19 protein-coding genes are annotated in these 24,767 nt (G+C 47.4%); 12 read left to right on the top strand and 7 right to left on the bottom strand.

Going from position 1 to position 24,767, the window contains the following annotated elements; all coding sequences use genetic code 11:
• Positions 1–100 precede the first annotated feature (100 nt).
• The 3 genes from K6T99_05320 to mraZ all read right to left on the bottom strand — a co-directional run bounded on the left by K6T99_05320 (position 101) and on the right by mraZ (position 1,981).
• A complete protein-coding gene (locus K6T99_05320; GenBank protein ID MCL6519230.1) occupies positions 101–499 on the bottom strand; it encodes a hypothetical protein in 399 nt (132 codons plus the stop codon).
• Between the two features lie 104 nt (positions 500–603).
• The gene (gene rsmH / locus K6T99_05315) at positions 604–1,539 is read right to left on the bottom strand and encodes a 16S rRNA (cytosine(1402)-N(4))-methyltransferase RsmH (GenBank protein ID MCL6519229.1); all 936 of its coding nucleotides are present in this window, start codon (positions 1,537–1,539) and stop codon (positions 604–606) included.
• 13 nt (positions 1,540–1,552) lie between these two features.
• A complete protein-coding gene (mraZ, locus tag K6T99_05310; GenBank protein MCL6519228.1) occupies positions 1,553–1,981 on the bottom strand; it encodes a division/cell wall cluster transcriptional repressor MraZ in 429 nt (142 codons plus the stop codon).
• Positions 1,982–2,298: 317 nt separating this feature from the next.
• On the opposite strand from mraZ, the gene K6T99_05305 reads away from it, so the two are divergent.
• From K6T99_05305 to K6T99_05295, 3 genes are all read left to right on the top strand, one after another.
• Positions 2,299–3,246, top strand: a complete 948-nt coding sequence (locus K6T99_05305) for a glucosamine-6-phosphate isomerase (GenBank protein ID MCL6519227.1) — start codon at positions 2,299–2,301, stop codon at positions 3,244–3,246.
• Positions 3,247–3,490: 244 nt separating this feature from the next.
• Positions 3,491–5,020, top strand: coding sequence for a hypothetical protein (locus tag K6T99_05300; GenBank protein ID MCL6519226.1), 1,530 nt, complete (start codon positions 3,491–3,493; stop codon positions 5,018–5,020).
• Between the two features lie 186 nt (positions 5,021–5,206).
• Positions 5,207–6,034, top strand: a complete 828-nt coding sequence (locus K6T99_05295) for a hypothetical protein (GenBank protein ID MCL6519225.1) — start codon at positions 5,207–5,209, stop codon at positions 6,032–6,034.
• Positions 6,035–6,107: 73 nt separating this feature from the next.
• On the opposite strand, the gene hcp is transcribed toward K6T99_05295, so the two are convergent.
• The 4 genes from hcp to K6T99_05275 form a co-directional block, all read right to left on the bottom strand.
• The gene (hcp, locus tag K6T99_05290) at positions 6,108–7,751 is read right to left on the bottom strand and encodes a hydroxylamine reductase (protein ID MCL6519224.1); all 1,644 of its coding nucleotides are present in this window, start codon (positions 7,749–7,751) and stop codon (positions 6,108–6,110) included.
• Between the two features lie 73 nt (positions 7,752–7,824).
• On the bottom strand, positions 7,825–8,577 hold the full coding sequence (locus K6T99_05285; GenBank protein MCL6519223.1) for a 4Fe-4S binding protein: 753 nt from the start codon (positions 8,575–8,577) through the stop codon (positions 7,825–7,827).
• Between the two features lie 16 nt (positions 8,578–8,593).
• The gene (locus K6T99_05280; GenBank protein ID MCL6519222.1) at positions 8,594–9,004 is read right to left on the bottom strand and encodes an Rrf2 family transcriptional regulator; all 411 of its coding nucleotides are present in this window, start codon (positions 9,002–9,004) and stop codon (positions 8,594–8,596) included.
• A 100-nt stretch (positions 9,005–9,104) separates the two neighbouring features.
• A complete protein-coding gene (locus tag K6T99_05275; protein ID MCL6519221.1) occupies positions 9,105–11,729 on the bottom strand; it encodes a DUF4838 domain-containing protein in 2,625 nt (874 codons plus the stop codon).
• Positions 11,730–11,842: 113 nt separating this feature from the next.
• On the opposite strand from K6T99_05275, the gene K6T99_05270 reads away from it, so the two are divergent.
• The 9 genes from K6T99_05270 to K6T99_05230 all read left to right on the top strand — a co-directional run bounded on the left by K6T99_05270 (position 11,843) and on the right by K6T99_05230 (position 24,682).
• Positions 11,843–12,487 carry a DUF1361 domain-containing protein gene (locus tag K6T99_05270; protein ID MCL6519220.1) on the top strand — a complete coding sequence of 215 codons (645 nt, stop codon included), beginning with the start codon at positions 11,843–11,845 and terminating at the stop codon, positions 12,485–12,487.
• A gap of 220 nt (positions 12,488–12,707) precedes the next feature.
• Entirely contained in the window at positions 12,708–13,352 is a 645-nt protein-coding gene (locus K6T99_05265; GenBank protein MCL6519219.1) for a ThuA domain-containing protein, read from the top strand.
• 158 nt (positions 13,353–13,510) lie between these two features.
• Positions 13,511–14,611, top strand: a complete 1,101-nt coding sequence (locus K6T99_05260; GenBank protein MCL6519218.1) for a Gfo/Idh/MocA family oxidoreductase — start codon at positions 13,511–13,513, stop codon at positions 14,609–14,611.
• A 57-nt stretch (positions 14,612–14,668) separates the two neighbouring features.
• Entirely contained in the window at positions 14,669–15,643 is a 975-nt protein-coding gene (locus K6T99_05255) for a hypothetical protein (GenBank protein ID MCL6519217.1), read from the top strand.
• A gap of 82 nt (positions 15,644–15,725) precedes the next feature.
• Positions 15,726–18,479 (top strand): hypothetical protein, encoded by a 2,754-nt coding sequence (locus K6T99_05250; GenBank protein ID MCL6519216.1) that lies wholly within the window; start codon positions 15,726–15,728, stop codon positions 18,477–18,479.
• Position 18,480: 1 nt separating this feature from the next.
• Positions 18,481–19,221: a sugar isomerase domain-containing protein gene (locus K6T99_05245; protein ID MCL6519215.1), complete on the top strand. Its 741-nt coding sequence runs from the start codon at positions 18,481–18,483 to the stop codon at positions 19,219–19,221.
• Between the two features lie 341 nt (positions 19,222–19,562).
• Positions 19,563–21,572, top strand: coding sequence for a right-handed parallel beta-helix repeat-containing protein (locus K6T99_05240; protein MCL6519214.1), 2,010 nt, complete (start codon positions 19,563–19,565; stop codon positions 21,570–21,572).
• A gap of 9 nt (positions 21,573–21,581) precedes the next feature.
• The gene (locus K6T99_05235; protein ID MCL6519213.1) at positions 21,582–23,474 is read left to right on the top strand and encodes a tetratricopeptide repeat protein; all 1,893 of its coding nucleotides are present in this window, start codon (positions 21,582–21,584) and stop codon (positions 23,472–23,474) included.
• 161 nt (positions 23,475–23,635) lie between these two features.
• A complete protein-coding gene (locus K6T99_05230) occupies positions 23,636–24,682 on the top strand; it encodes an SIS domain-containing protein (GenBank protein ID MCL6519212.1) in 1,047 nt (348 codons plus the stop codon).
• Positions 24,683–24,767 lie beyond the last annotated feature (85 nt).

Below are 24,767 nucleotides of genomic sequence, written 5' to 3'. Positions count from 1 at the left end.
TGCTTCATGAGAACTTTACAAGAATACCAGCTCATGACTTTGCGAATCATGAGCTGGTTTTTGGGAGAGCAATAAATAGGGTTGGTGTTAGCCTGCTGGTCTATCTTGCTTCGCGACCTGTAGTATTCTCCGCCAACCAAAGCTCACGCGTAGGGCACTGAACATAAGCCATTTGCTGGGCTGGCACCATCCCATTTTCAATGGCGAGTTTCGTAATTCTGTCCGGTTGTCGAAGAATATCTCTTTGAACCCTTAGCTCCTGGTTTTCGATTTTAAGCGTCTTAAGATAAGATTGTAGGTCTGATTTCTCGTATCCCTGTTTTGCAACTTTGGCGTACGCGCTTACGTAGACCGTCAAAACACCGAAGCATGTTGCTGCTATCACAAGGATTGCCACCATAGGGTTGCTGAGTAGCAATCCTAGTAACCCTTTGCGCTTTCGCCTTCTGGTTTTCGGAGCAATTTCATAACGGACTTCGTGTCTCTTTTGTGCCAACATTTTAGCCACCTCTCCCCATGTGGTGAAAACTTATGTAATGGGAGGCCTGCGTTCTGCTTTTAAAGCGGTCGCTTAGACTTCCCCGTCCATGCTAATATTCATAGCTACAATTTTTTTGCTGCACGGAGTTTTGCACTCCTAGCCCGAGGATTTGTTCGAATCTCTTCCTCAGACGGCGTCACTGGTCGCTTTGTAAGAATCTCGATATCCTTTTTTGCTCCGCAGGCGCATACCGGCAGTCCTGGCGGGCAAATGCATCTGCCAATGTGCTTTCCGAAAGTGTCTTTTACGATTCTGTCTTCGAGCGAATGATAGCTTAAGACGACCAGCCTGCCGCCGCTTTTAAGGAGCTGGATAGCGGCTTCCAAACCTTCTTGAAGTGATTCCAACTCGCGATTAACTGCAATTCTTAGCGCCTGAAACGTGCGAGTTGCCGGATGGATGCTGGTAGGCCTTGCACCCGCAGGCATTGCCGCCAAGATTGTTTCAACCAGCTCGAAGGTCGTTTCGATAGGACGTCGCTGTCTTCGGTTTACAATGAACTTAGCTATTCTTTTTGCCCAGCGTTCCTCGCCGTATTTCCATATTGTCTCGGCTAAGCGACGCTCGGAAAGAGAGTTCACAATCTCTTTGGCTGTCAGTCGCTGAGCCGTATCCATTCGCATGTCGAGCGGAGCATTGTATCTAAAGCTAAAGCCTCGCTCTGCGGCTTCAAGCTGCATAGATGAAACCCCTAGGTCGAATAGTATGCCATCAGCCGCATCTATGCCTGCTCTCTCTGCGATTGCTAGCAAGTCAGCATAATTCCCTTTAACGAGAATTAGGTTGTCGGAATAGTCAGCGAGGTTCTTGGAGGCGGCTTCAATTGCCTCCTGGTCCCGATCTATCCCGAGCAGTTTACCTCCCGGCACTATCTGCTTGAGGATTGCGGCAGCGTGCCCTCCGCCGCCGATAGTGCAATCAACTATTGTTTCTCCCGCCCGCGGGTCCAAAAACCGCAGAACCTCTGCGAGCATGACGGGAACATGGAATTCCGTCATGGCTAGCCCGCCATTATCCAAGTCCTATTTCTCTTGCGGAAGCACTTAGTTGTTCGTCAGTCAAGGTGGAGTTGAACTCATCCCACCGCTGTTTGCTCCATATTTCGATTTTGTTGCCAGCGCCGATGATCATTGCTTCTTTTTCAATACCGGCGTGTTCTCTGAGATTGGCGGGAATTGCAACTCTGCCTTGAGCATCAGTGCTGCAATCAACAGCTTCGCCGGAGAAAAACCGCTGGAGGGTGACAGCATTAGGGTCTAGAAGTGGCTGTGCCTTCAACCTTTCATCTAGCTGTCGGAATACTTCATCCGTGAAAATCCAGAGGCAGCCATTCAGGCCCTTGGTGATGACGAACTTTTCGCCAAGAAGTAGCCTGAACTTCTGCGGAATTATTATTCGCCCCTTTTCATCTAAATTATGGGCGTAACCACCCCTGAACATGCCCGCCGCCTCCGCTGAGTTACTACTCCGGCACCACTTGCTACCCCAAAATATACTGCTAGTTTTCCTGCTTGTCAACCCCTTTTAGCCCGGAATGTAAAAATTTTTGCAAGAATTTTGCGCTGACTTGCATAATCAGCGAATAATCGTAAGGGAAACAAGCCCTTTGATGGATTAATTAGTAAATCGAGAATCTAAAATTTGTAGCTGTTTTTGTTTGGCCGAAGGTTGCAAGGAAATCTTGGGTCATTGTAGAAATAATTTTTGGTGTAGGCATAAGCTAGAAAACTTTATGGCGAAGGAGTGAACAAATGGCAATTAACCTTATTACAACAATTAAGGGCTCTCTTCTTGAGAATTTCTTCCCAGCGGGGTGGGACCTTGAGAAGATTGATAAGCTCTGCTCGCTTCCGCCCGAGTCCATTACGGAGCGCCAGCCGTGGTGGAATCCCCAATTTAGACCCATACCTTGTGAATCTCTTGAAGATTTCAACGTGATGATGGGCGAGGGTATTGCAGGATGTATCCGCGATGCACGGGCTGCTGGGAAACCTATCGTTTTCATTCTTCCTGTCGGACCGATGGGCATGTATAGATGGGCGGTCTACTTCTTGAAGGAATGGAATATCCCTTGTGACCATGTCCACGGCTTTAATATGGATGAGTGGAGTGATGCAGAGGGAAATACAGTTTCTCCTGACAGCCCAGAGTCATTCCAGTATGCAATGGAGGATGCGTTTTATGGACCGCTTGGCAGTCTTACAGTTCCCAAGGAGCAGCGCCACTTTGCGGTAAAGTCGGAATTGCCGACTTATGGCGAGAAGATACGTGCCCTCAAAGCGCAGGGCGCACGGTTGGTCGTTGTCTTTGGCATCGGACGCGTTTGTCATATTGCATTCTGGGAGCCTCACTTCGCTGCCGAGTTTACCCTTGACGAGTGGAAGAAGCAAGATTATCGGCTCGGTGCCCTGCTTCATCCACTCACGATTGAACAAAATGCGATTACGAGTTTCAAGAGCCGAACAACCCTGGTGCCTGCGCGGGCAAACACTATAGGTCCGGGGCTCTTTCTGATGGCTGACGAGATAATAGGCGGCGCAGATGGCTCTCTTGGTCGAGGGATGATGTGGCAGGGAATGTCGCTTTGGATGACGCTCAGACATGAGCCAACTCCTTGGATTCCGAGCACATTTATGACCACGCTCCCCGGCAGGCTCTTCTTCTTGAAGGAGCTTGCTGGCCCACTGATTCCTGAGTGTAACTAGGGGCTGTAGACGCTGGCAATATTGTTATTCAAGTTTTGTCCTCGAATGCAAATCGGCGGTGGCTCGTAGAGGGCTTTAGCGTTAATTCTTATGCCCCGATTATGGCATTTAGAAGTGGTTCGTGCACGTCAATTGGGGGATGTTTCAACATTGTTTGGCTAGTTGAGCAGTCCAAACTTGAGTGGTGTAATACTTAATGCTATACTGTGGGCAGATTAGGAGCTCCAGGGGGGTAGGAGAGAAAATGAATTCAAGGGAGCGGGCTTCTAAAACTGCCAAGACGTCTCCCCAAAAGCCGCTTGCTGAATCTGCGAACCAGTCGCCACTTATCACAACAGGGTACGTTCTTGTCCTCCTTGCGGCTATTTTCGCAATCAATTTTGGCCGCCAGCTCAGTGGGGATGTTTATTGGCACCTCAAGACTGGCGAATGGATAGTTACTCACCGCTCTTTTCCTTGGCCGGACCCCTTTTCTTATACCGCCACGAAGCAGTGGATCTTTCAGGAATGGGCATTTCAAGTATTCGCTTGGTTTGTTTCGCGCATCTCGTTCGAATTGCTCACGTGGTTGTGCTTTGGTTTGGTAGCCGGAGCAATTGTTTTATTGTTTTTTACAGCGCGGTCGCAAGCATCCGTTCCAGCTGCATTTCTTGTAAGCGTATTAACCGCTGGTGTAAGCGCAGATATGGTGGACGTTCGTCCGAATGTCGCAGGAATTCTTGCTTTTGCAGTCCTTGTATGGGGGGTTGAGAATGGTGCCCGAAGCGGAAAAGGACTGCCATATTGGTTGCCTATCCTATTTCTCGTATGGGCAAATTCACACGGGAGTTTTATAGCAGGCCTTCTACTCCTTGGTGTTGAGTGCGTTGCTGTCTTTTATACTGCTTTTCGTGAGAAAAACAAGAAGATTGACTACTCGATTCCTCTGCGGAATCTAGCTGTAACTTTTGGGTGTGGCGTTGCTGTTTTAGTGAACCCCAACGGTATGAACCTTTACGCTTATCCATTTAAAACAGTCGGTCATGGGGAGATGACTTCAATTATACCTGAGTGGATGCCGCCCGACTTTCGGTCTTTATTTGGTGCTTTCTTGTGCGTGCTGATATTAGTTCTTATATTTGCCGTCTCGCAGAGCAGTAAGCCGCTCCGCCCGAGAACGCTGGCAATGATTGTTGTTTTTCTCTCTGCATCGCTCATGGCCAAGCGAATTGGCCCTTTGTTTGCCATTGCAGTTGCGCCTGCTTTGGCGAGCATGATAGCCCCACTTCTTAATAGGTTATTACAAAACCGTTGGAGGGCGTGGGTGATAGGAATACTTGTCATTGCCGCTGTTTCTGGAGGCGTTGTATATAGGATATCCGATATAGATGGGATGGATGTCTTTACCTATGTCACGAGCTCCGATGTTTTTCCAGCTGCTGCTTGCGACTTCATTCTAAGAGAGCGACCGCCCGGTCCTATGTTTAACGAGTTAAATTACGGCAGCTATCTTATCTGGCGACTTTGGCCCAAGTATAAAGTTTTTATAGATAACAGAGACGACATTTTCTATGAAGGCGCCTTTGAAGATTTTGTGCGGGTAGCAATGGTAGGCGGCAACTCCGCATGGAGAAAGATATTCGACAAGTATGGCGTAAACTTAGTTATCATTATGCCGGATACCCTTCTCGCAGACGTGCTTGCTGAAGCTCCTGACTGGCGGCGTATTTATCAGGATGACAAAGCAGTTATATTTGTACGTCGGGTTCTTTATAAACGGCCGGTTTCAATGTAAGTTTGGCTTCTAAGCGTACCAACTCATTGGCGGCTGTGCCTTTGCCCCTTTCCCGCAAAAGTTATTAATCTGTTCGGCTAGTTTGCTTGTTCATCAGAAGAAAGCACATGCCAGTAGGTGAACATTTACCATACAGCGCCGTCATGTTAAAATGAGTGTATCTAAACTGTGCTTTAGGAGGTGGTTTTGGTAAGAAGGCTTTGCTTTTTTCAAGGCGTTGTTGCACTTATAATTTGCATAGTTAGTGCTTCAGTTTATTCGGCTCAGGAACCTGAGAAAACTGCGCCCAAGCCGATGCCGGCTCCGGCGCAAAAAACACAGACTTCATCTGCAAAACCAAAGAAGCCGCGTGGCACTCGAACAATCGAAACCCAAGTAAGCGGATTTACCTCGCAGGACGCAGACCAGTTGTACCTAAGAGTCTCGCTGTCGGAGAAAAAGAACCAGCGTGATTGGTTTGTTCGTGGGGCTTACATCCGCACAGTCACCAAATCTGGGAATACATCGTGGCACGTGACGACACAAAAGGTTGATTCGCGGCTTGAAAACTCCAAAGCCGATGGCGGTTATTCTGTCTGGACTGCGGTGTTGAGCAGACGCGATAGAAATCGGGTGTCAAAAAACCAGCCAAAAAAATCCGGCTACCATCTTCTTTCCTATGGAGTTGGTAAACAACTTGGAACGAAGATGAAGGGTGATGTCGGCCTTGGTTTTTTGGAAGACTATGACAATGGCACCGGTACAAAGCCAGTACTTGTTGCGTCGCTACGTGGTCGGCATTCTCTCAATCCGAAGCTTGCTCTAGAATCAGATATTTTGTTGCTTCAATCTATGGAAAAATTCCGCACAACAAAAGTTGATTCAGACATTTCCCTGGTCCATGAATTTGCACCGGGGCTGTCGTTGCGACTCGGCTGGTCTGTGAACAACCTCATTCGCTCCGTTCGTGGGAGCCGCGAGTGGGATTCAATCCTTAGGTTGGTCATTGGCTATCGGCATACGAGCACAATCTAGCTGAAAGTGGAAAATGGAGGAAAGGAAAACAGATGTTCACTTTCCTCCATTTATCTTTTTACAGCTCCACTAATTATCCAAGGATTGCCTTCAAGTCTTGCTCAGGGGTTGTGATTGGCATGATGTTGAACTTTTCAACAAGAACTTTTAATGCTGTTGGCGGCAGGTAGGCTGGCAGGCTTGGCCCAAGCCGCATATTTCTTATCCCAAGATGAAGTAAAGTTAGCAGGATTGCTACTGCTTTTTGTTCATACCATGAAAGTATAAGAGAAAGCGGCAGGTCATTTACGCCTACACCAAAAGCATCTGCAAGGGCCGTTGCTATTTGGATTGCCGAATAAGCATCATTGCACTGGCCAATGTCGAGTAACCTTGGGATTCCTCCAATGTCTCCCAGGTCCATTTTGTTGAAGCGGTACTTTCCGCATGCTAATGTGAGTATGACGGTGTCCTTTGGAGCTTTTTCAACAAACTCTGTGTAGTAATTTCGTCCCGCTTTGGCACCATCGCACCCACCGACGAGAAAGAAGTGGCGTATCGCTCCACTTTTGACTGCTTCTATGATTGCACCGGCTACACTGAGCACTGCCTGCCGCCCAAAGCCTACGGTTATATATTTCTCCTCGCCATCTTCTGTGAATCCGGGTGCAGCGAGCGATGCCTCGATTACTGGTGTGAAGTCTTTGTTCGCTATGTGTTTTACGCCCGGCCAGCCAACAAGACCTGTGGTGAAAATGCGGTCCTTATAAACGTCACTCGGGCGCTGCAGGCAGTTTGTTGTCATAAGTATTGCGCCTGGGAAGGCGGCAAACTCCCTTATCTGGTTTTGCCAGGCGCTTCCATAATTGCCAACTAGATGCTTATACGCCTTAAGCTTTGGATATCCGTGCGCCGGAAGCATCTCACCATGGGTGTAAATGTTTATTCCCTTCCCCTCCGTCTGCTTTAGTAGCTCCTCGAGGTCTTTGAGATCATGGCCAGAGACAGCAATTGCTTTTCCCTTAACAGGCTCGATGCGAACCTTTGTTGGCTTGGGATGACCATATGCACTCGTGTTTGCCGCATCTAAGAGCTCCATAGCTTTCAGATTTAGTTCGCCGACTTTTAGGCACATTCCAAGCAACTCTTCAACGGTCGCATTCTCTTTCGTAAGAAAGTCTAAGCCTTCATGAAATCTGGCATAGACTTCATCGGATTCCTTGCCGAGAATTTGTGCATGGTCTGCGTATGCAGCTGCACCTTTCAAACCATACAACACAAGATCTTGAAGCGCAGTAATCTCTTCGCCAAGTTTTTTCCTACGTGCAATGACGCCTACCGATTCACCTTGATGAAGAAGACCATCACGATCGGTTGCCGGAGTCCATCTCGCAGGGCCATCAAGTGCTTCGGGGGACTTGCCGGATTTTCGAGCAGCTTCTTCATAAAGCTTACGTGCTTTTTCTTTTATCTCTGCCGCTTTTCTTACGAGTTCTTCAATTCGGTCAGCGTCGAAATCGACGTTTGTCACCGTGGAAAATAACGCTTCGAGTACGAACACATCCACGGTGCGGTCGGATGATCCTAACTGTCTAGCTCGATGAGCGTACATGGATATGCCTTCGGTTGCATAGACAAGAAGATCCATCAAAGTTGCCGCTACAGGGTCTTTGCCGCAAACGCCTTGAATGGTGCATCCGGTTCCTTTTGCTGTTTGCTCGCACTGGTAACAGAACATTTCCATAATCTATCTCCTTTTCTTTAGTTTTATATTTTTCGCCGAAAACAAAGGTTGGCGGGTTGTAGCCTTCTTAGCTGTTTATCTCCTCACCGCGAATTGAAATAATAATCTCCTTAATGGGTATTTCTTTTCCCGATGCAGCGACCGCCATTTGGGCAATCCTTGTAAGGCCGCTACAGCAGGGAACTTCCATACGCGCAACCGTTAAACTTTTTATGTCAGAATAAGCTAGTATTTCTGTGAGTTTTTCAATGTAATAAGGTGCATCGTCGAGCTTTGGACAGCCAATAATCAGCACTTTGCCATGTAACATTTTGCGGTGGAAAGCCGAATATGCGAACGGTACGCAGTCTGCCGCTAGCAGAACGTTTGCGCCCTGAAAATAGGGAGCATTGGATGGTACCAATCGTAGCTGGACCGGCCAATTGCCAAGAGAGGATAGGGCGACGTCGCCTTGCTCCGATTCGCTGGTTGTGGTGGGAGTTAGTATTTGAACATTAGTACCTGGACATCCACAGGGGAGTTGTCCGTTGTTTCTTGTTTCTGGAGTTTGAAATCCAGTTCCCGACTTTTGAATTGTCAGTTGTTGGGCAACCCATTCTTTGGCTTTATGTTCGTCAAAGGAATCAGCTTCTCGTTCTTCAATCGTTATTGCTCCTTGGGGACATTTCCCAATGCATGCGCCCAAGCCATCACAATAGCTTTCGCTTACCAGTCGAGCTTTGCCTTCGATAATCTTGATTGCTCCTTCAGCACATGCGTCCACACAAAGCCCACACCCGTTGCATTTCTCTTCGTCGATTTTGATGATTTTTCTGACCACCATTTGCATGCTCCTTTTACGATTTGCAACACAGATAATCTAGCGTTGTAGAAGCTAGATATTCTTTGACTTGTGTGTTTACGGAATGAATGAGATTGCCGAAGATACACTTGTTTCTCTGGCACACAGGTTTGCCCAAGAAGCAGTCCATTGGTTTTAGGATACCTTCGATTGCCTCGTAAACCTCCAGAAGCGTAATTTCAGTCGGTGATTTTGCCAAACGAAATCCTCCACGTGGACCGCGGACAGACTCGACCAATCCTGCTTTAGCGAGACGCTGGCAAACTTTTGCCAAATGGTTTTCGGAAACACCTAGCTCAGAGGCGATCTCCCGAGTTGATACCCATCTCCCAGGAGATTGGACTAGAAAAGCCATGGTATGAAATGCCAGTGAGGCTCCATCTGTTATTCTTAACATATTTGACATCGCTTCACCAAATGAATTAGGTATTTCGGTACTCTTATACCCATTTTTTATCGCTTTGTCAACATGTTAGATAAACTTTTTGTGATTTATTTTTGCAAGGCTACTCTTCGGGTGGTGTGTTCCTCTGTATGTTGGGAACGCCCTTCGTCGTTAATCCAAGCGGACTAACTGGTAGGCGGATTATTGAGATGTCGTCAACCCAAGCTCGCGCTTTCGAGTGCTGGCGCATTACATTGATAAGTACTTCGATTGAATCTGTGCCTGCAGGAGTGGTATAAGTCATGCGGAACTCCTGCCATTGGGTGGTTGGGGTCATTGGCTCTCTTATCCAATTTATGATTTTGTTGCCACTTTTTGCATTTACCCTGAGACCATAAAGGGCGGCGACATTGTTTGGGCGAGGATGTTCCAATGAGCGTAGCCAGACAGAAATTAGGAATTTCTCGCCTGGACCTGCCTGAACCCTTTTAACGATACTTGATGATTTGCAGTTCCAAATAATCGCACACCGCTCGCCGGAGTGGGGTTTCTCATGTGTGATGGCTACTGAGCCTTGTTTTGGTTCATCGTGCTGTAGCTCAGGCTTTACTCCACCCTCAAAGCTGCCATCGTTAGCGAGGTTGGTTAAGTTTTGTTTCGATGCCATTGCAAGAACTGCCTGTGCGGACTGGGCAATAATTGGGTCGGGGTCTTTAGCGAGGCGTTGCCACTCCGGGTCTTTTGGATTGGCTTTAAACGCCATCTCGAAGCCTTTGTCTATTGCCTGGTGGACCTCCTGCGGTATTTCACCAACTTTAATAAAGTCATACGGCTCACGGTAAATCATGTGCCATTGTTTGATTGGTTCTTTTTCCATGACTTTCTCTTTATACTCGGCTTTTGCTCGAGCAAGGCGTAGAACCTCGCGAGCTTGACTGGCGGCTTCGGATGCACTGCGGCATTTTGGTAGCGACTTTGTAAGCCAATATTCATGGTCGCACATGCGCACAAATTCGAATATTGCTTTTACGATTTGAATACGTTCCTTCACTTTCGCATCTCGTGCTTTTGCTTCGGCTTTTTGAAGAGCTTCCCATGCTAAATCCGCGCCTCTCGCTGTCAGAACCTGGAATTGTTCATAATCATGGTCGAGATCAAGGTCGCTTCTGTCGGGCCCATAAGGGTGCGGTGGTGAGGTATTCTTTAGCCATGTTTCGTAATCTTTTTCGAGCAATTCATAAAATCTTTGCATTTCTTTTGCTGATTCACCGAACATATCGAAGTAATATTGCGCAAGGATTTTATCTTCGTCGAGACGAGGATCCCATTGAAGTTCAGCAGTTACGATGGCGGCATGGGCATCTAGCGGGTAGGTTGGATTAAATTCTTTATAGTAGCCGCGCTGTACTCCGCTGCCAACCATGTACCGAATTCGCCGTGCTTCTTGGTGGGGGTTAATCTTTGGGATGATGAACCATCGGTCATCATGGTAGCCATAGTGGCCCATGTTCTTAGCTCCAGCGGCAATCCACGAATCCCAGCCGCGATAAAGTCCTTGCCCCATGGCGCAGAAATAAGGCACAAGATTTGGGTGGAGTTTTACGGTTTTTGGTGGGAATCGGACGCCCCCATATGCAAGAAAACCAATCAATCTATCTGGGTGTTTTGCTGTTACTTTCTCGGCTACGGCATTCATAAATTTGACATACCTATCGGTCAGCTGGGTTGTGTTTATGTCGGATTCAGGCGCATCCATCGCTCTGCAATTCGTACACTCGCAATGACCTGCCCCATCGTTTACGGAGAGTGCGTGGCAGATTCGATAGGGGTCTCTGTCAAATGCGGCAGTGATTTTCTGTGCGCAAATATCTACTACCTCAGGATTGCTGACACAAGGTTGCCAATGTATCTGCTTAGTCGGGACAAAGCGTTTGCCGTTTATTTCGGGGAAGTACTCAGGATGCGTTTTTCCGTATTCTTCAGGCGAAACGAGACTAAAAAAGTTGTGCATCATCGAGAGTGTCGTTCCACACCGATACCAAAAGAACATCCAGGGTGGATTGCCTTCCTTCTGCGTAAATTCCCAGCCCTTGGGGTTAAAGCCTACATGGCGGCTAATAAGATACGGCCAGTCAATCCAGGTGAGCTTTGGCACAGTTAGCGTTGGTCGCTTTTCGAAGACGTCGCCAATCCCTCCAGGTTCTGATGGCCAATAACGCCGAACCCCTAGATACTCGCGGATAAAAGAGTAGGTTGCGTAATTATTGCCTATATCCTTATTGCCCCGAATTACTAGTGTGTTCTGGTTAACCGTCTTTACCATGAAGCCGTGTAGGTTCGGGAGCGCGAGGTCGCCATATTTAATCGGCGGCAGCTGGGGCATGGCTTTCTTGCCAACATCTGTGTTTCCAATATAAATTGCCGGGCCAAGCGTGAAAGGTTCTGACTTGATATCAAACTCGGCACCTGTGACCAATTTTAAGTAAAGCTTCAGTAATTCAGCGCATTTTGTTTCATAATTAGTTGGCTTCGCGGGAATTACGATTGTACATGCAGGTTTTCCGTCCTTGGCGATAGTAAAGTAGTCAGGTTCACCAACCTCTCTGGGTGGCGGCCAGTTGAAATCCACCTTCTCGACGGGTAAAATCTTTGGGTGCCACTCGTCAGCCATTACTGATGAGGTGATTGAGCAACTTGCGATTAAAGATATCAAAACAAAAAATGCTAAAATTCTCATAAGAACCATTATGCCTCCTACCGATATATTTTCTAAAGGTATTTGCAAGTCCTACATACTTTTACAAGTTTGCTTATTTTTGTGGAACTTTCGATTGGTGGAAAGGAGTATTTTGGATTTAGATGGCTGAAATAATATACCTTTTTCATTGGGTAACTTGGAATACTTTTCTTGCAATCATACCTGTTGCGGCGGGTTACAGCATCCGTTACCTTGCTGATAAGCGACGGATGCGTGGATTAAATTTGGCAACTGTGTTCTTGTTTTTTCTTGGTGTTATCTGGCTTGCTTTCCTGCCGAATACATGCTATCTCCTCACCGAATGGAGGCATTTCCTAAATAGAGTTGGCCACTCAGGGCTCTACGCAAAATGGACAGTAGACCACGGTGCGGCATTAGATCTCATGATCTACACGTTGTTTTACCTTTGCTATAGTGGCATAGGGGTGCTAACGTTCACGCTTGCTGTGCGGCCAATTGCTAGAATGCTTAAGGCGAGAGGGGCAACGCTGTGGGTGTGGGGAATTCCATTTTTCTTATTAATGTCAGTCGGCGTGTATCTCGGCTTGGTGCTGAGGTTCAACAGCTGGGATTTATTTACTAGACCCGCGAAAGTCTGGGAATCGGTAGTCAACCTGTGGTCACGGCCTGCGCCAAGCTTTTTTATTGTCTCTTTTGCCGCGTTCCTTTGGTTGCTTTTCATTGTTATGGATATTTGGGTAGATGGTTTAATTGCCCGCTGGAAATCAACCCACAAAGAACAATAGAAAAAGTTGTTAGGTTTATACTTTAAGCCAGATATTTACTGCCAGCTAGTGCCTACCTAGGTTTTGGCGTTTACTATTTTGCTTGGATTGGTCATCCCTCCCCGAACTTTCCCTATATTCGTATGAAGGATGAGATACTTGCACGCTATGTCTTCGTTTGTTACACTTGAGGGCGTATATTTTCTAAGTATGCTTGAGCTGATTAGAATGGAGGATAATAATGAAGAACGCATTGATGGTGTGGGGCGGATGGGATGGCCATGAGCCCAAACAGTGTGTTGACATTGTCGCGCCCGTTCTTGAGGCTAACGGTTTTTCTGTCGAGATTTCGAATACCATGGACTCGTATCTCAACGAGGAAAAAATGAGGTCGCTCAGCTTAGTAGTGCCATGTTGGACAATGGGGCAGATTACGCCCGAACAGGAGAAAGGGCTTCTCGATGCGATAAAGAGCGGCGTTGGAATCGCTGGCTGGCATGGAGGTATGGGAGATTCCTTTAGGAGCAACACAGCGTATCAATTTATGGTCGGCGGCCAGTGGGTAGAGCATCCAGGCGGCATAGTGGACTATGTGGTCAATATTACTAAGCCTGAAGATCCAATCGTCAAGGGGCTCGACGATTTCAAAATGAAGTCCGAACAGTACTACATGCATGTAGACCCTTCGAATGAGGTTTTGGCAACGACCACATTTAGTGGCGAACATTATCCATGGATTGCAGGATGTGTTATGCCTGTAGTTTGGAAGCGAAAGTACGGCGAAGGCAGGGTATTCTACATGTCGCTAGGCCACGTAGCGAAGGATTTTGAAGTGCCTGAAGTACTCGAGATCATCAAGCGTGGAGCAATTTGGGCGGCGAGATAGCAAATGGCCGCAACAAGTTATTATATGCCGATCCGATGTAATCCAAAGAGTAGAAATATTACAGCTGTAGGTTATAAAACGACCAAGCAAACCCAGAAAACTAATAATTCACTTTGCATGGAAAATGCATCGGTGTTTGCAATTTTAGGGAGGCTTCTATGGAAACTGCAAAAATTGGCATTGTTGGATGCGGAAACATTTCTGGTATTTATTTCCAAAACGCAAAGATGCTGGAGGCAATCGAGGTTTCTGCGTGCGCTGACATCATCCCTGAGAGGGCGAAGGCGAAGGCGGAAGAATTTGGGTGCAGGGCGGTGAGCGTCGAAGAGCTACTCGCGGACCCGGAAATCGAAATTGTGCTCAATCTTACGATTCCTAACGCCCATGCTTCGGTTGCAATGGCGGCGCTTGAAGCAGGAAAGTCGGTCTACAACGAGAAGCCGCTAGCTATTACTCGTGAAGATGGCCGCAGGATGCTTGAGTTGGCAAAATCGAAAGGTTTACTTGTTGGATGTGCGCCTGATACATTCATGGGTGGTGGGATACAGACTTGTCGGAAGCTTATTGATGATGGGTGGATTGGCGAGCCTGTTGCCGCGACTGCTTTTATGATGTGCCATGGTCATGAGGGGTGGCATCCAGACCCTGAGTTCTACTACAAACCTGGTGGCGGCCCAATGTTCGATATGGGGCCCTACTACCTCACGGCTCTAGTTAATCTTATTGGGCCAGTGCGCCGCGTGACCGGGTCGGCAAGGATAACATTCCCCGAGCGGATAATTGGAAGTGAGCCGAAGCGCGGCATGGTTATTAAGGTTGATGTTCCAACCCATGTTGCGGGAATCATGGATTTTGCAAATGGTGCAGTTGGAACGATAATCACCAGCTTCGACGTGTGGGCGGCGAACTTACCTAGAATCGAAATCTATGGCACAGAGGGTTCACTCTGCGTTCCCGACCCAAACATATTTGGCGGACCGGTTAGAATAAAGCGCGCTGGTGAAAAAGAATGGGCGGAAGTACCACTTTCTCACGGTTATGCTGAGAATTCCAGGGGGCTTGGTGTTGCGGACATGGCTTATGCACTGCGCTCGGGAAGGGCACACCGTGCAAGCGGTGAACTTGCTTATCATGTGCTAGACATCATGCATGCTTTCCATGATGCTTCGGAGAAAGGCGTGCATATCATGCTTGAAAGCACTTGTGAGCGACCATCAGCGCTTCCACTCGGACTTCCCAAAGGAAAGTTGGACGAATAGGCGTATTTTGCGGGTTGACGCCAACCATTTAACTTTACCATTCTTTGGTTAACTATTATGGCAACGCGGTTTGCATTGGGAGTAGATGGCGGCGGAACAAAGAGCGACGCCGTTCTAGTTGACGAATTCGGAAATATCGTTGGTTGGGGTCGAGGTGGGACTGGCCAGAGCCATTGGGCAGGTAGAGAAGGGGCACTCGAGTCCTATTCTACTGCAGTTCGCGGTGCCCTCGGAGACCGCTATCCTGAGGATTTGTGGGTTGCCGGCATATATTGGCCATATCTGGAACGAATTGGGATTAATATATCTTCCTCGAAATATGTTAATGCAGGCGAGGTTGAGCGTGGTTTAGCGGCTGGGTTGGAAACCCATGGTATAGTGGTCCTCTCAGGGACGGGTTCTTTCGTCGCTGGTTTAACAGAGGATGGCAGGTGTCTTACACTTGATGGGTTGGGGCCTGTGCTTGGAGACTATGGGAGCGGTTACCAGATTGGGCTTGCGGGAATGCGTGCGGCTATGGCTTCTTCATGGGGACCAAGCCGCAAAACAATTCTAGAGACATTGATTCCCCAATCGCTTGGGGTTGAAAATACCGAAGGCATTTTCCGCCTTGTCTACTTCGACGAATTTGGTAGATCGCAAACGGCATCGGTGGCAAAGGTAGTTGCTCGTGCTGCTGAAGAGGGCGATGATGTAGCTCGCAAAATAATCCTTCGTGCAGCAGACGACATATCTGAAGTGGCTGCGGATGTAATTAGGCAGCTTGGGCTCGAGAATAGCAACTATGCCCTTGTTGCTTCTGGTGGGGTGGCACAGGGTTGTTCCATGTATTGGGAGCGGGTTGTTGAGCGCGTGCTAGAAATCGCTCCAAACCTTCGGCCAATTCGGCCCATCCTTAAGCCATGTGTTGGCGCTGCTTTACTGGCTTTAAAGGCAATGGGCGTCCAATGGACACCTGAGCTAGTTGACCGCATAAAGGAAACTCAGCAGGCATTCGCTCAGAATTATGATACACTGCTTAAAGGGTCATAAAATGTATGAGAAACTTTGCGCGTTGTTTTTGCTTTTCATAGTCACGCCTATTTCAAGCATGGGCGGAGGGGAGGATAAAAAAGTGGCTTTCAAACTTGAGAATAAATATGCTATGTTTGCAGTTGGTGCCGATGCCAAGAGCGTTAGCCTAATAGATAAACGCACAGGAAAAGATTATTGCGTCTCCCCTCAGACTGCTTTTGCTCGCGTGCGGAAGGCGGGCAAGGTCTATGATGCGTCAACTGTCTCGTTTGCTGACGGGCTATTAGCCTTGAATTTCGGTGATTCTGGCATCAGGGCTATTCTCAAAACTGTGGTGAATGAGCGGTATTTTACATTTGAAGTAGAGGCTGTCACTGGCCAGCCGGATGAATTCATATTCATTAATGTAGATGTAAACTTCTTGCCGCATGATAAAGATCCGTTTTCAGCTTGTGTCATGGCGCTTAATCTCAAGACCAATGTCCTCGAAATTCCAGGGGTGAGCACCCATCTCAGAGCCATGTGCTATCCAAAATTTGGCTTCGAGGGTGCAAAGGTTGCCATCATAGCATGCCCTTTCAGCGAAATGCGAGGCATTATGCAAGATGTCGTGCTGTCATCTAGTGACCTACCACATTCTAGCTTAGGCGGCCCGTGGGCGCTTGACCAAGAAATCAATAGGGGCTCTTACATATTTAACTTCGACGGCATAAGCGAGGAGACAGTTGATGAATGGATAGCTTTGGCAAAGAAATACGGAATGACCCAGATTGATTTCCACGGTGGTTCGTCCTTTCGCTTTGGTGACTGTCAACCAAATCTTCAGCGCTATCCTAAAGGGCGCGCAAGCTTGAAGGCAGTCATTGATAAGCTCCATGCTGCAGGCCTAAAAGCTGGTCTGCACCCATATGCTTTTTTTATTGCAAAAGATTGTCCCTGGGTAACGCCGGTGCCCGACCCGCGGCTTGCGAAAGATGCCACGTTTACTTTGGCAGAAGATATTGCAGAGGATTCAAATGCCATTCCTGTCGTGGAACCAACTGATGAGATGTCTGCAGTTACGGGTTTCTTTGTTCGAAATAGCGTTACACTTCAAATAGATGATGAGTTAATAACATATTCTGGCGTATCAAAAGAGCCGCCCTATTCTTTTACTGGTTGTAAAAGAGGTGCATATGGGACAAAAGTTTCGGCGCACAAGAAGGGAGCGAAGGTTCACCACCTTAAAGAATGTTTCTTCCTCTTTGCGCCCGATGGCGATTCCACCCTGCTTGCGGAAGTAGCAAAATCAATCGCGGACACGTTCAGTGAGTGCGGCTTTGATATGATGTATCTTGATGCTTTGGATGGCGAGGATGTGCTCGGAGGCGGAGAATATGGCTGGCACTATGGGTCCAAGTTCGTGTTTGAAATATGCAAGCACCTAAAAAAGCCTGCACTGATGGAAATGAGCACTTTCCGCCACCACCTCTGGTATGTGCGGTCACGTATCGGAGCTTGGGACCATCCAACCCGAAGTTATAAGCGGTTTATCGATCTTCATTGCCGCGACAATGAAAAAGGTAAGTACATTTTTATGCCAGTGCATCTCGGCTGGTGGCATATAATTACCGGTGAAGGTCCTGCCGTGATTCAGAATGAGCGTACTTATCCAGATGACATTGAGTATCTTCTTTGCAAAGCCTTGGGAAATGACGCAAGCCTTTCCTTGACTGGTTTTGGACCAACAACACCTGGTTATCAAAGGCTTGCGACATTATTCCATAACTATGAGAACCTGCGCCATATTGGTTACTTCTCTGAGACAGTTAAGGCTCAGTTGCGCGAACCTGGTAAGGAGTTTACGCTAGAGAAGAACGGCGATAAGTGGCAGTTTCGCCGTATGAACTATAATGTCCATAAGGTGGATAGCGAGCATACCACTCAATGGGAAGTGAATAATCCTTTCGCAAGTCAGCCAATGCGACTTCGGATTGAGGCTCTTTTTTCGGCGGCAGATTATGACTCTCCTGAAAGCACGGTTATTGCAGATTTTAGCAACCCGTCGGATTACCCGGACCACGAAGCCGCGCAGAACGTAACAGCGAGTCTTTATGCCTCAACAGACCAGGCTATGGCTGGAAAGCCGTGTGCAGTATTCACCGCAAAAAGTGTCCTTCCGAAGCGAGATGCATCTTGGGCGAAGTTTGGTAAGATACTAAGCCCAGACCTAAATATTGCAGATAAGCAAGCACTTGGGGTATGGGTATATGGCGATGGACAAGGAGAGATTCTCAATCTTCAATTGCTCAGCCCTCCCCACATGGTTGGTGGTATAGCAGACCACTACATCAAGGTTGATTTTAAAGGTTGGCGCTACTTCGAACTAATAGAGGCTGAGGGAGGCAACATAGACAATTACTCGTGGCCATATAATGCTGGGGCTGCCGAACATGGCTATGGCTATCTTTATAAGGTTTACCGCGAATCGGTCGACTATGGGCATATTGGTTCAATTTCGCTCTGGTGTAATAACCTGCCTCCAGGGAAATCCATAAAATGCCTTCTTAGTCCAGTTAAGGCTCTTCCTTTGGTTAAGGCAAAGCTTAAGAATCCCTCATTAACGATAGGCGGCAAAACCATTGTTTTTCCTGTCGAAATGGAAAGTGGATCATGGCTTGAGTTCAACTCTCTTAGCGACTGTAAACTTTATGCTCCTAATGGTGAATTGATTCGAGAAGTAGAGCCAAGGGGTGACGTTCCCATGCTGTCGGCTGGCGGCAACGAGGTGGAATTCAATTGCGAGGTATCCCCAAGCGTTACTCCGAGGGTGAAGGTTACTATAATAACTAGCGGCGACTTGATAGGAGAATGAAATGTTAGCAAAAAATTATATTCAGACCCTCCACAGCCTACTTAATCGCATTGCCGATGAGCAGATGGCGAACATCCGTAGAGCAGGCGAAATGATAGCCGATACTTGGGCTTCGGGTGGAGCCGTGTTCATTACCGACATGGGGCATGGGGTTGCCTCCGAGCTTACTGGTCGAGCTGGGGGTTTAATGGCGCTGAGGAGGTTCGGCTTCTCCATGCACCTAGACAATCCAATTGCCGATTGTCAACGCAACCGCCCGAGAAGTGAGCCTATTGAGGTGGATTTAGAACAGATTCGCACAGCAGTTCGCACTAGCCAACTAAGAGCAGGCGACTTGGTGCTCGTCGGTTCGGTCTCAGGGCGGAACAAATGGCCGATTGAAGTGGCGATGGAATGCAGGAGGCTCGGAGTTAAAGTCATAGTTCTCACATCGTTGGAATACACATCGCAGGTCAATTCTTTGCATCCCTCGGGCAAGAAGCTCGCAGATGTTGGCGACCTTGTCATCGACATATGCGCTCCGTATGGCGATGCTTCCCAGGAAGTGGATGGGCTCCCTGTAAAAGTCCTTCCAGTTTCGGGCATTGGGTTTATTACCATCCTTTGGATGATTTGCGGAGAGGCAATCGAGAAGATGCTCGAAAAAGGGTTGCGGCCACATGTTTATATGAGCAACAACCGCGACGATGGCCCTGAGTTTAACGAAAGGGAGCTTGCCGAATACAACAAGGTGGGCTATTAGTTCGGTCTGCCACAATGTGGTATGTCAACCTTATGTGAATCACTCGCTGTTTTAAAAATGTTCCTTACGGCTTTTGCGATTTTGGAACGTGATGCCAGGAGAATATGCAACTCTCATTTTGAATTCTTGGCGGTAAAGGTAAGTAGTGAAAACCTGGCGATTTCAAAGTCTTTTCCTTCAATCAGCTGTTGGCATATGATTTATCATTTTCGAATGTAGAGTTTAATATCCTTGTGCCAACGCCAGGGGCAGTTTAACCTCAAAATGGTCAATAGAGGAGGACTATATCTTGGAGAAAGGGAATCTACGTTTGATGTTAATTGTCCTTTAGGAGCGCGCGGATGAAAGATACGTTTTTCGCTGCTTTGTTTCTCCTCACTTTGTGCAGTTTTACTAATGCAGATTTCTACGTTGCGCCAAATGGTAATGACGAAAATCCCGGGACAAAATCGAAGCCATTTGCCACCCTTGAGCGAGCCCGAGACGCAATCCGCGTCCTCAAAGAGAGTGTAGGCCTTCCGTCGGGAGGAATAACAGTATGGATAAGAGGTGGCGATTACCAGAGGGACAGTGTATTTCAACTGACTGCCGAGGATTCAGGTACAAAGGAATCGCCCGTTGTCTATCGGTCTTACTTTGGTGAAAGAGTTCGTTTGATTGGCGGGCGAAAAATCAAAGGATTTAAGCCTCTGAGTAAACAATATGATCCGTCAATTCTTCCGTCAATTCAGCCGAAGGCTCGCAGCAAAATATTCACAATCAATCTTCGGAAGTTGGGAGTGTCTGATTTAGGAAGGTTGTCACCCCGAGGTTTTGGGAGGGCTTCAACTCCTGCACACTTGGAGCTGTTTTTTAACGGGATGCCCATGACCCTTGCGCGCTGGCCCAATGACGCTTGGGCGAAGATTGCCGACGTTCCGAATGGTCCCCAGGGCGGGAAATTCACCTATCATGGAAGCCGACCTAGCCGATGGAGCAAGGCGGCGGATATTTGGTTGCATGGTTATTGGACGTGGGACTGGGCGGATTCCTATGTTAAGGTGAGGGCGATTGATACGCGGGCGAAAGAAATTATTACCGAAGAGCCCCACGGAGTGTATGGGTATAAGGCTGGTGCCAGGTATTATGCGCTAAACCTGCTTGAGGAGCTAGATCAACCTGGTGAATACTATCTCGACCATGTATCCGGAATCCTTTACTTCTGGCCGCCAGGTCCTCTCGACGAAGCTGAGGTAATGGTTTCGCTTCTTGAACAGCCAATAATGCGGCTGGAAAATGTGCAACATTTAACTGTTCGCGGGCTCACGTTTGAATGCACCAGAGGCAATGGGATTGAAATCAAAGGGTGTTCAGATGTCCTAATCGCAGGTTGCACCCTTTCAAATATTGGAAATACAGCTGTAATCATTACAGGCTCTATTAGAAGCGGCGTGTTGTCATGCAATCTTTCGCACATCGGCGATACTGGAATTTCAATCGCATGCGGTGACCGTCAAACGCTTAGCCCTGGCCGGTGCTTTGCCGTGAATAACTATATTCAATACTTCAGCAGATGGACGAGGACATACCATCCGGCCATTAGCCTCCATGGAGTTGGCAATCGTGCGGCATATAACTTGATGTGCAATGCACCCCATAGCGCCATACTGTTCGGCGGAAACGATCATATAATGGAGTTTAACGAGGTGCATCATGTTTGCATGGAAACCAGCGACGCCGGTGCCTTTTATGCTGGCCGTGATTTCTCTTGGCAGGGGAACGTGATAAGATACAACTTCTTCCACCATATGGGCACGGCCGACGTCCGCTCAGTATATCTTGACGACAACCTAAGCGGGGTGCGAGTTTACGGCAATGTCTTCTACAAAGCGAAGACGGGAGTGTGCATAGGCGGTGGTCGGAATAATGTAGTGGAAAACAATATCTTCGTGGATTGTGAGCCGTCGGTGCATATAGACAACCGTGGCCAAAACTGGGCAAAGCCGACTGTTGATGGGTATATGAAGCAACAACTTGAGGCAGTGCCATATAGGGAATTACCCTGGAAGGAACGTTACCCCATGCTTCTCACGATTTATGATGATGACCCTGGTACGCCGAAGTATAATAAGATTGAGCGCAACATCTCATTTGGCGGCAAGTGGTTGAATATCTATAGCAAAAATTATGATTCTACTATCTCGATTAAGGATAACCTGGTAGATGTTGATCCCTGCTTTGTGGATGCCGCCTCAATGAAATTTCAACTCAGGGATAATTCGCCTGCTTTTGAGCTTGGTTTCAAGCGTATACCCATTGAGAAAATAGGACTCTATAAGGATAAGTATCGCAGAGTCCTGCCGCCAAAGTAGTGCCAAGCCATGCGAAAATCCATTGCCACACGAATTAGTCATAAGAAAGCACAATATCTAGGCGCATTAACTATTGTTGTCCTAACGGCTGCTGCTTACATTCCGGCAATGCAGGCTGATTTTGTTTGGGATGATGACGTTTATGTCACGAAGAATCCGCTTGTAATATTTCCTGGCGGTTTAACGAAGATATGGTTTTCGCTTGATTCCCCATCTCAATATTTCCCGCTCGTCTACTCAATGTTTCGAGTCGAATATACCCTTTGGGGGTTGAACCCAGTCGGCTACCATGTAGTGAATATAGCACTTCATATCATGAATGCACTTCTCGTTTGGGTTGTATTGAGCTATCTTCGGGTTCGAGGTTCATGGCTTGCCGCTGTCCTTTGGGCTCTCCACCCAGTGAATGTAGAGTCGGTCGCTTGGATAACTGAACGAAAGAACACGCTTTCCACGCTTTTCTACCTCCTGGCAGTAATTGCCTGGGGAAAATTCATAGATAAAGAGACCAAACGTGCTTGGGGATATTACATCCTATCCATAGGTTTGTATGCGCTTGCGCTTTTTGCAAAAACAACTGCGTGCACTCTTCCCATAGCTTTGTTTCTAATATGGTGGTTGCAGAGAAATAGAGCAATTGAGGGTCAACCACATGGGCTTAATCATAATTTGGTTGGCAAGCATGAAGCAACCGCTCCAAGCTTTGCTAATGATGGCATGGTGAGAAGGATAATCCAGTTGGTTCCATTTTTGGTGCTGGGATTTACAATGGGGCTTATCTCAATATGGTGGGAGCAACATCATCAGGGCACAGCAGGGCAGGAATTTGCATTCACCCCTGTTGAGCGTCTCTTAATCGCCAGCAGAGCCATCTGGTTCTACATAGCCAAACTTATATGGCCCGCCCGATTAGCGTTTAGTTACCCAAGATGGGAAATCAACGCATCCGACCCAAATCAGTATATTTGGATTGTAGCATGCATAGTTGCCGTGGTTGTGCTGTGGATATGGAGACGGTCGCTAGGTAAAGAATCGTTAGCTGCTATTATCTTTTTTGTGTCAGCCCTTGCGCCAACTCTGGGTTTTATTTCCATTTATACATTCAAGTACTCATTTGTTGCGGATCATTATCAGTATGTTGCTTGCATAGGCCCCATAGCGCTCTTTAGTGGGGCAATCGTGAGCAGATTTAAAGCATGTAATATTCTGAGGAATGTAATTCCGGCTGTCATCATTTTAGTGCTTGCAATCCTTACTTGGCGGCAAGCCCACATCTATAGGGATGAAGAAGTTCTCTGGCGTGATACAATTGCAAAGAACCCAGGAAGTTCAATGGCTTACAATAATCTTGCGAACTATCTAGCAAACAAGCAAAGGCTTGATGAAGCGCTCGTGATATTCGGAGAAGTACTCAAACGCAGGCCAAAAGACCCCAATTCCTACTACAACATTGCTGGCGTTTTAATGGCTCAAGGGTATATTGAACAGGCAAAGGAATGGTATTTAAAGTCGCTAGAAATTGATCCTAGCTTCGGTCGTAGCCATGCCAACCTGGCAGTCATATTGAACATGGAAGGGAAGATTTCCGAGGCAATCTCTCACCTGCAAAAGGCGGCGGCTTCCGTCCCAAATAATCCTGAGATACGATATAATCTTGCCTGTTTGTTAGCAGAACAGGGGGACCTAGGGGGAGCCATTGAACAATACCGCGAAGCTATTCGCTTGGCTCCGTGGATGGTTGAGGCGCAATGTCATCTAGGGCAAAATCTGCTTCGTATTGGCAGAGTAAAAGAAGCTATCTCTCACTTTGAAACAGCCCTTCGCTTTAAGCCTGATTACCTCGAAGCCCAAAGTGCTCTTGAGGAGGCTAGAGATTTATTAGTAAAAGAAAACAACCGCTGACTTGTTGAAACAATAGGTTTGTAGTAGTATTCTAAATTTTTGAGTACTTTTGGGGCATTTTTAGTTAAACTGTTTAAGATAATTTGCCTGGGATTTTAGGGCATTTTGAAGCGTTAAAAATTTCTCAGAAACTTTGCATTTTCAATAGCGGGGGATGAAATATGGCGTTTCTTAATGAGGTAAAGGAGAAAAGCAAGGTTCTACGTGACCTAACAGCTTTTTACCAACGAGATGAGGGCCGTAGCCTTTTGGAAAAGCTATGGGCAATGGCCTCTCGAAGGCCGAGAAGCTTTATATTCACTGGCATGGGTACTTCCGAATTTGTTTCCCAGGTATTGGTTGAATACCTATCTAGGAAGTCGCCTGTGCCTTTTATTTTTTGGGAAGCCGGCGAACTGCTCCACTACGGTATCGAAAGCATTCGAGATGATGATGTTGTCATTGCTGTGTCGCAATCTGGTGAGAGCATAGAAACGCGTCGCATTACCGAACATCTTTCCTATCACTTACGGTTGGTGGCGGTTACAAACAATCCTGAAAGCTATATGGCACGCTACTCTAGAGTTAACCTTCCAATGCTTGCAGGCAAGGAGGCATCTATTTCGAATAAGACCTATTCAAACAGCATGGCTCTAATGCTCCTTATCGGGCGGGCATTGATTGGAGAAGATTACGATGAGGTATTTGCCGACCTTGAACAAGTTGCTAATGAAATGGATCGGTTTCTTGCCGAGCGTCAGAATGAAATCGCCCAGGCCGCAGGGTTGCTTCGGGATGCGACTTTTGTGTACTTTATATCTCGCGGGCCATCCCTTGCAGCTGCTAGGCAAGCTGGCTTGACCTACCAAGAAGGTGTGCGTATTTTTACCTCAGTCCTTCCAGGCGGAAGTTTTCGCCATGGGCCCTTCGAGATAGTAGGGCAAGGACACTACGCAATTATGTTTGCCTCCGATGGGCATGGCGGCGACTTGGTAAGAAACATGGCACTTGAGATGGCAGAACTTGGTAGCAAAGTTGTTTTATTTACGTCCAAAAATGCCGGTGAACATAAAAACTTGTTAAATATTGTGCTGATGCCTGCAGCTCCCGAACTTTTCCCACTTGCATGTGCCCTCCCTCAAGAACTTCTTCTTTACCATATGGCCGCAGACCGAGGATGGGAAGCAGGCGTTTTCCAACGTGGAAGTAAGGTAACTTTGCGAGAATAACAACAGAGAGCTGATAAAAAGAAACCCACCTTTCGGTGGGTTCGTTATGCTGCTACTTCTCTAAGGCACAACGAAGAAGACTCTT

The sequence above is a fragment of the Armatimonadota bacterium genome (genome assembly GCA_023511795.1).
Lineage (GTDB): Bacteria > Armatimonadota > UBA5829 > DTJY01 > DTJY01 > JAIMAU01.
This window is presented reverse-complemented; position numbering and strand designations above follow the sequence as displayed.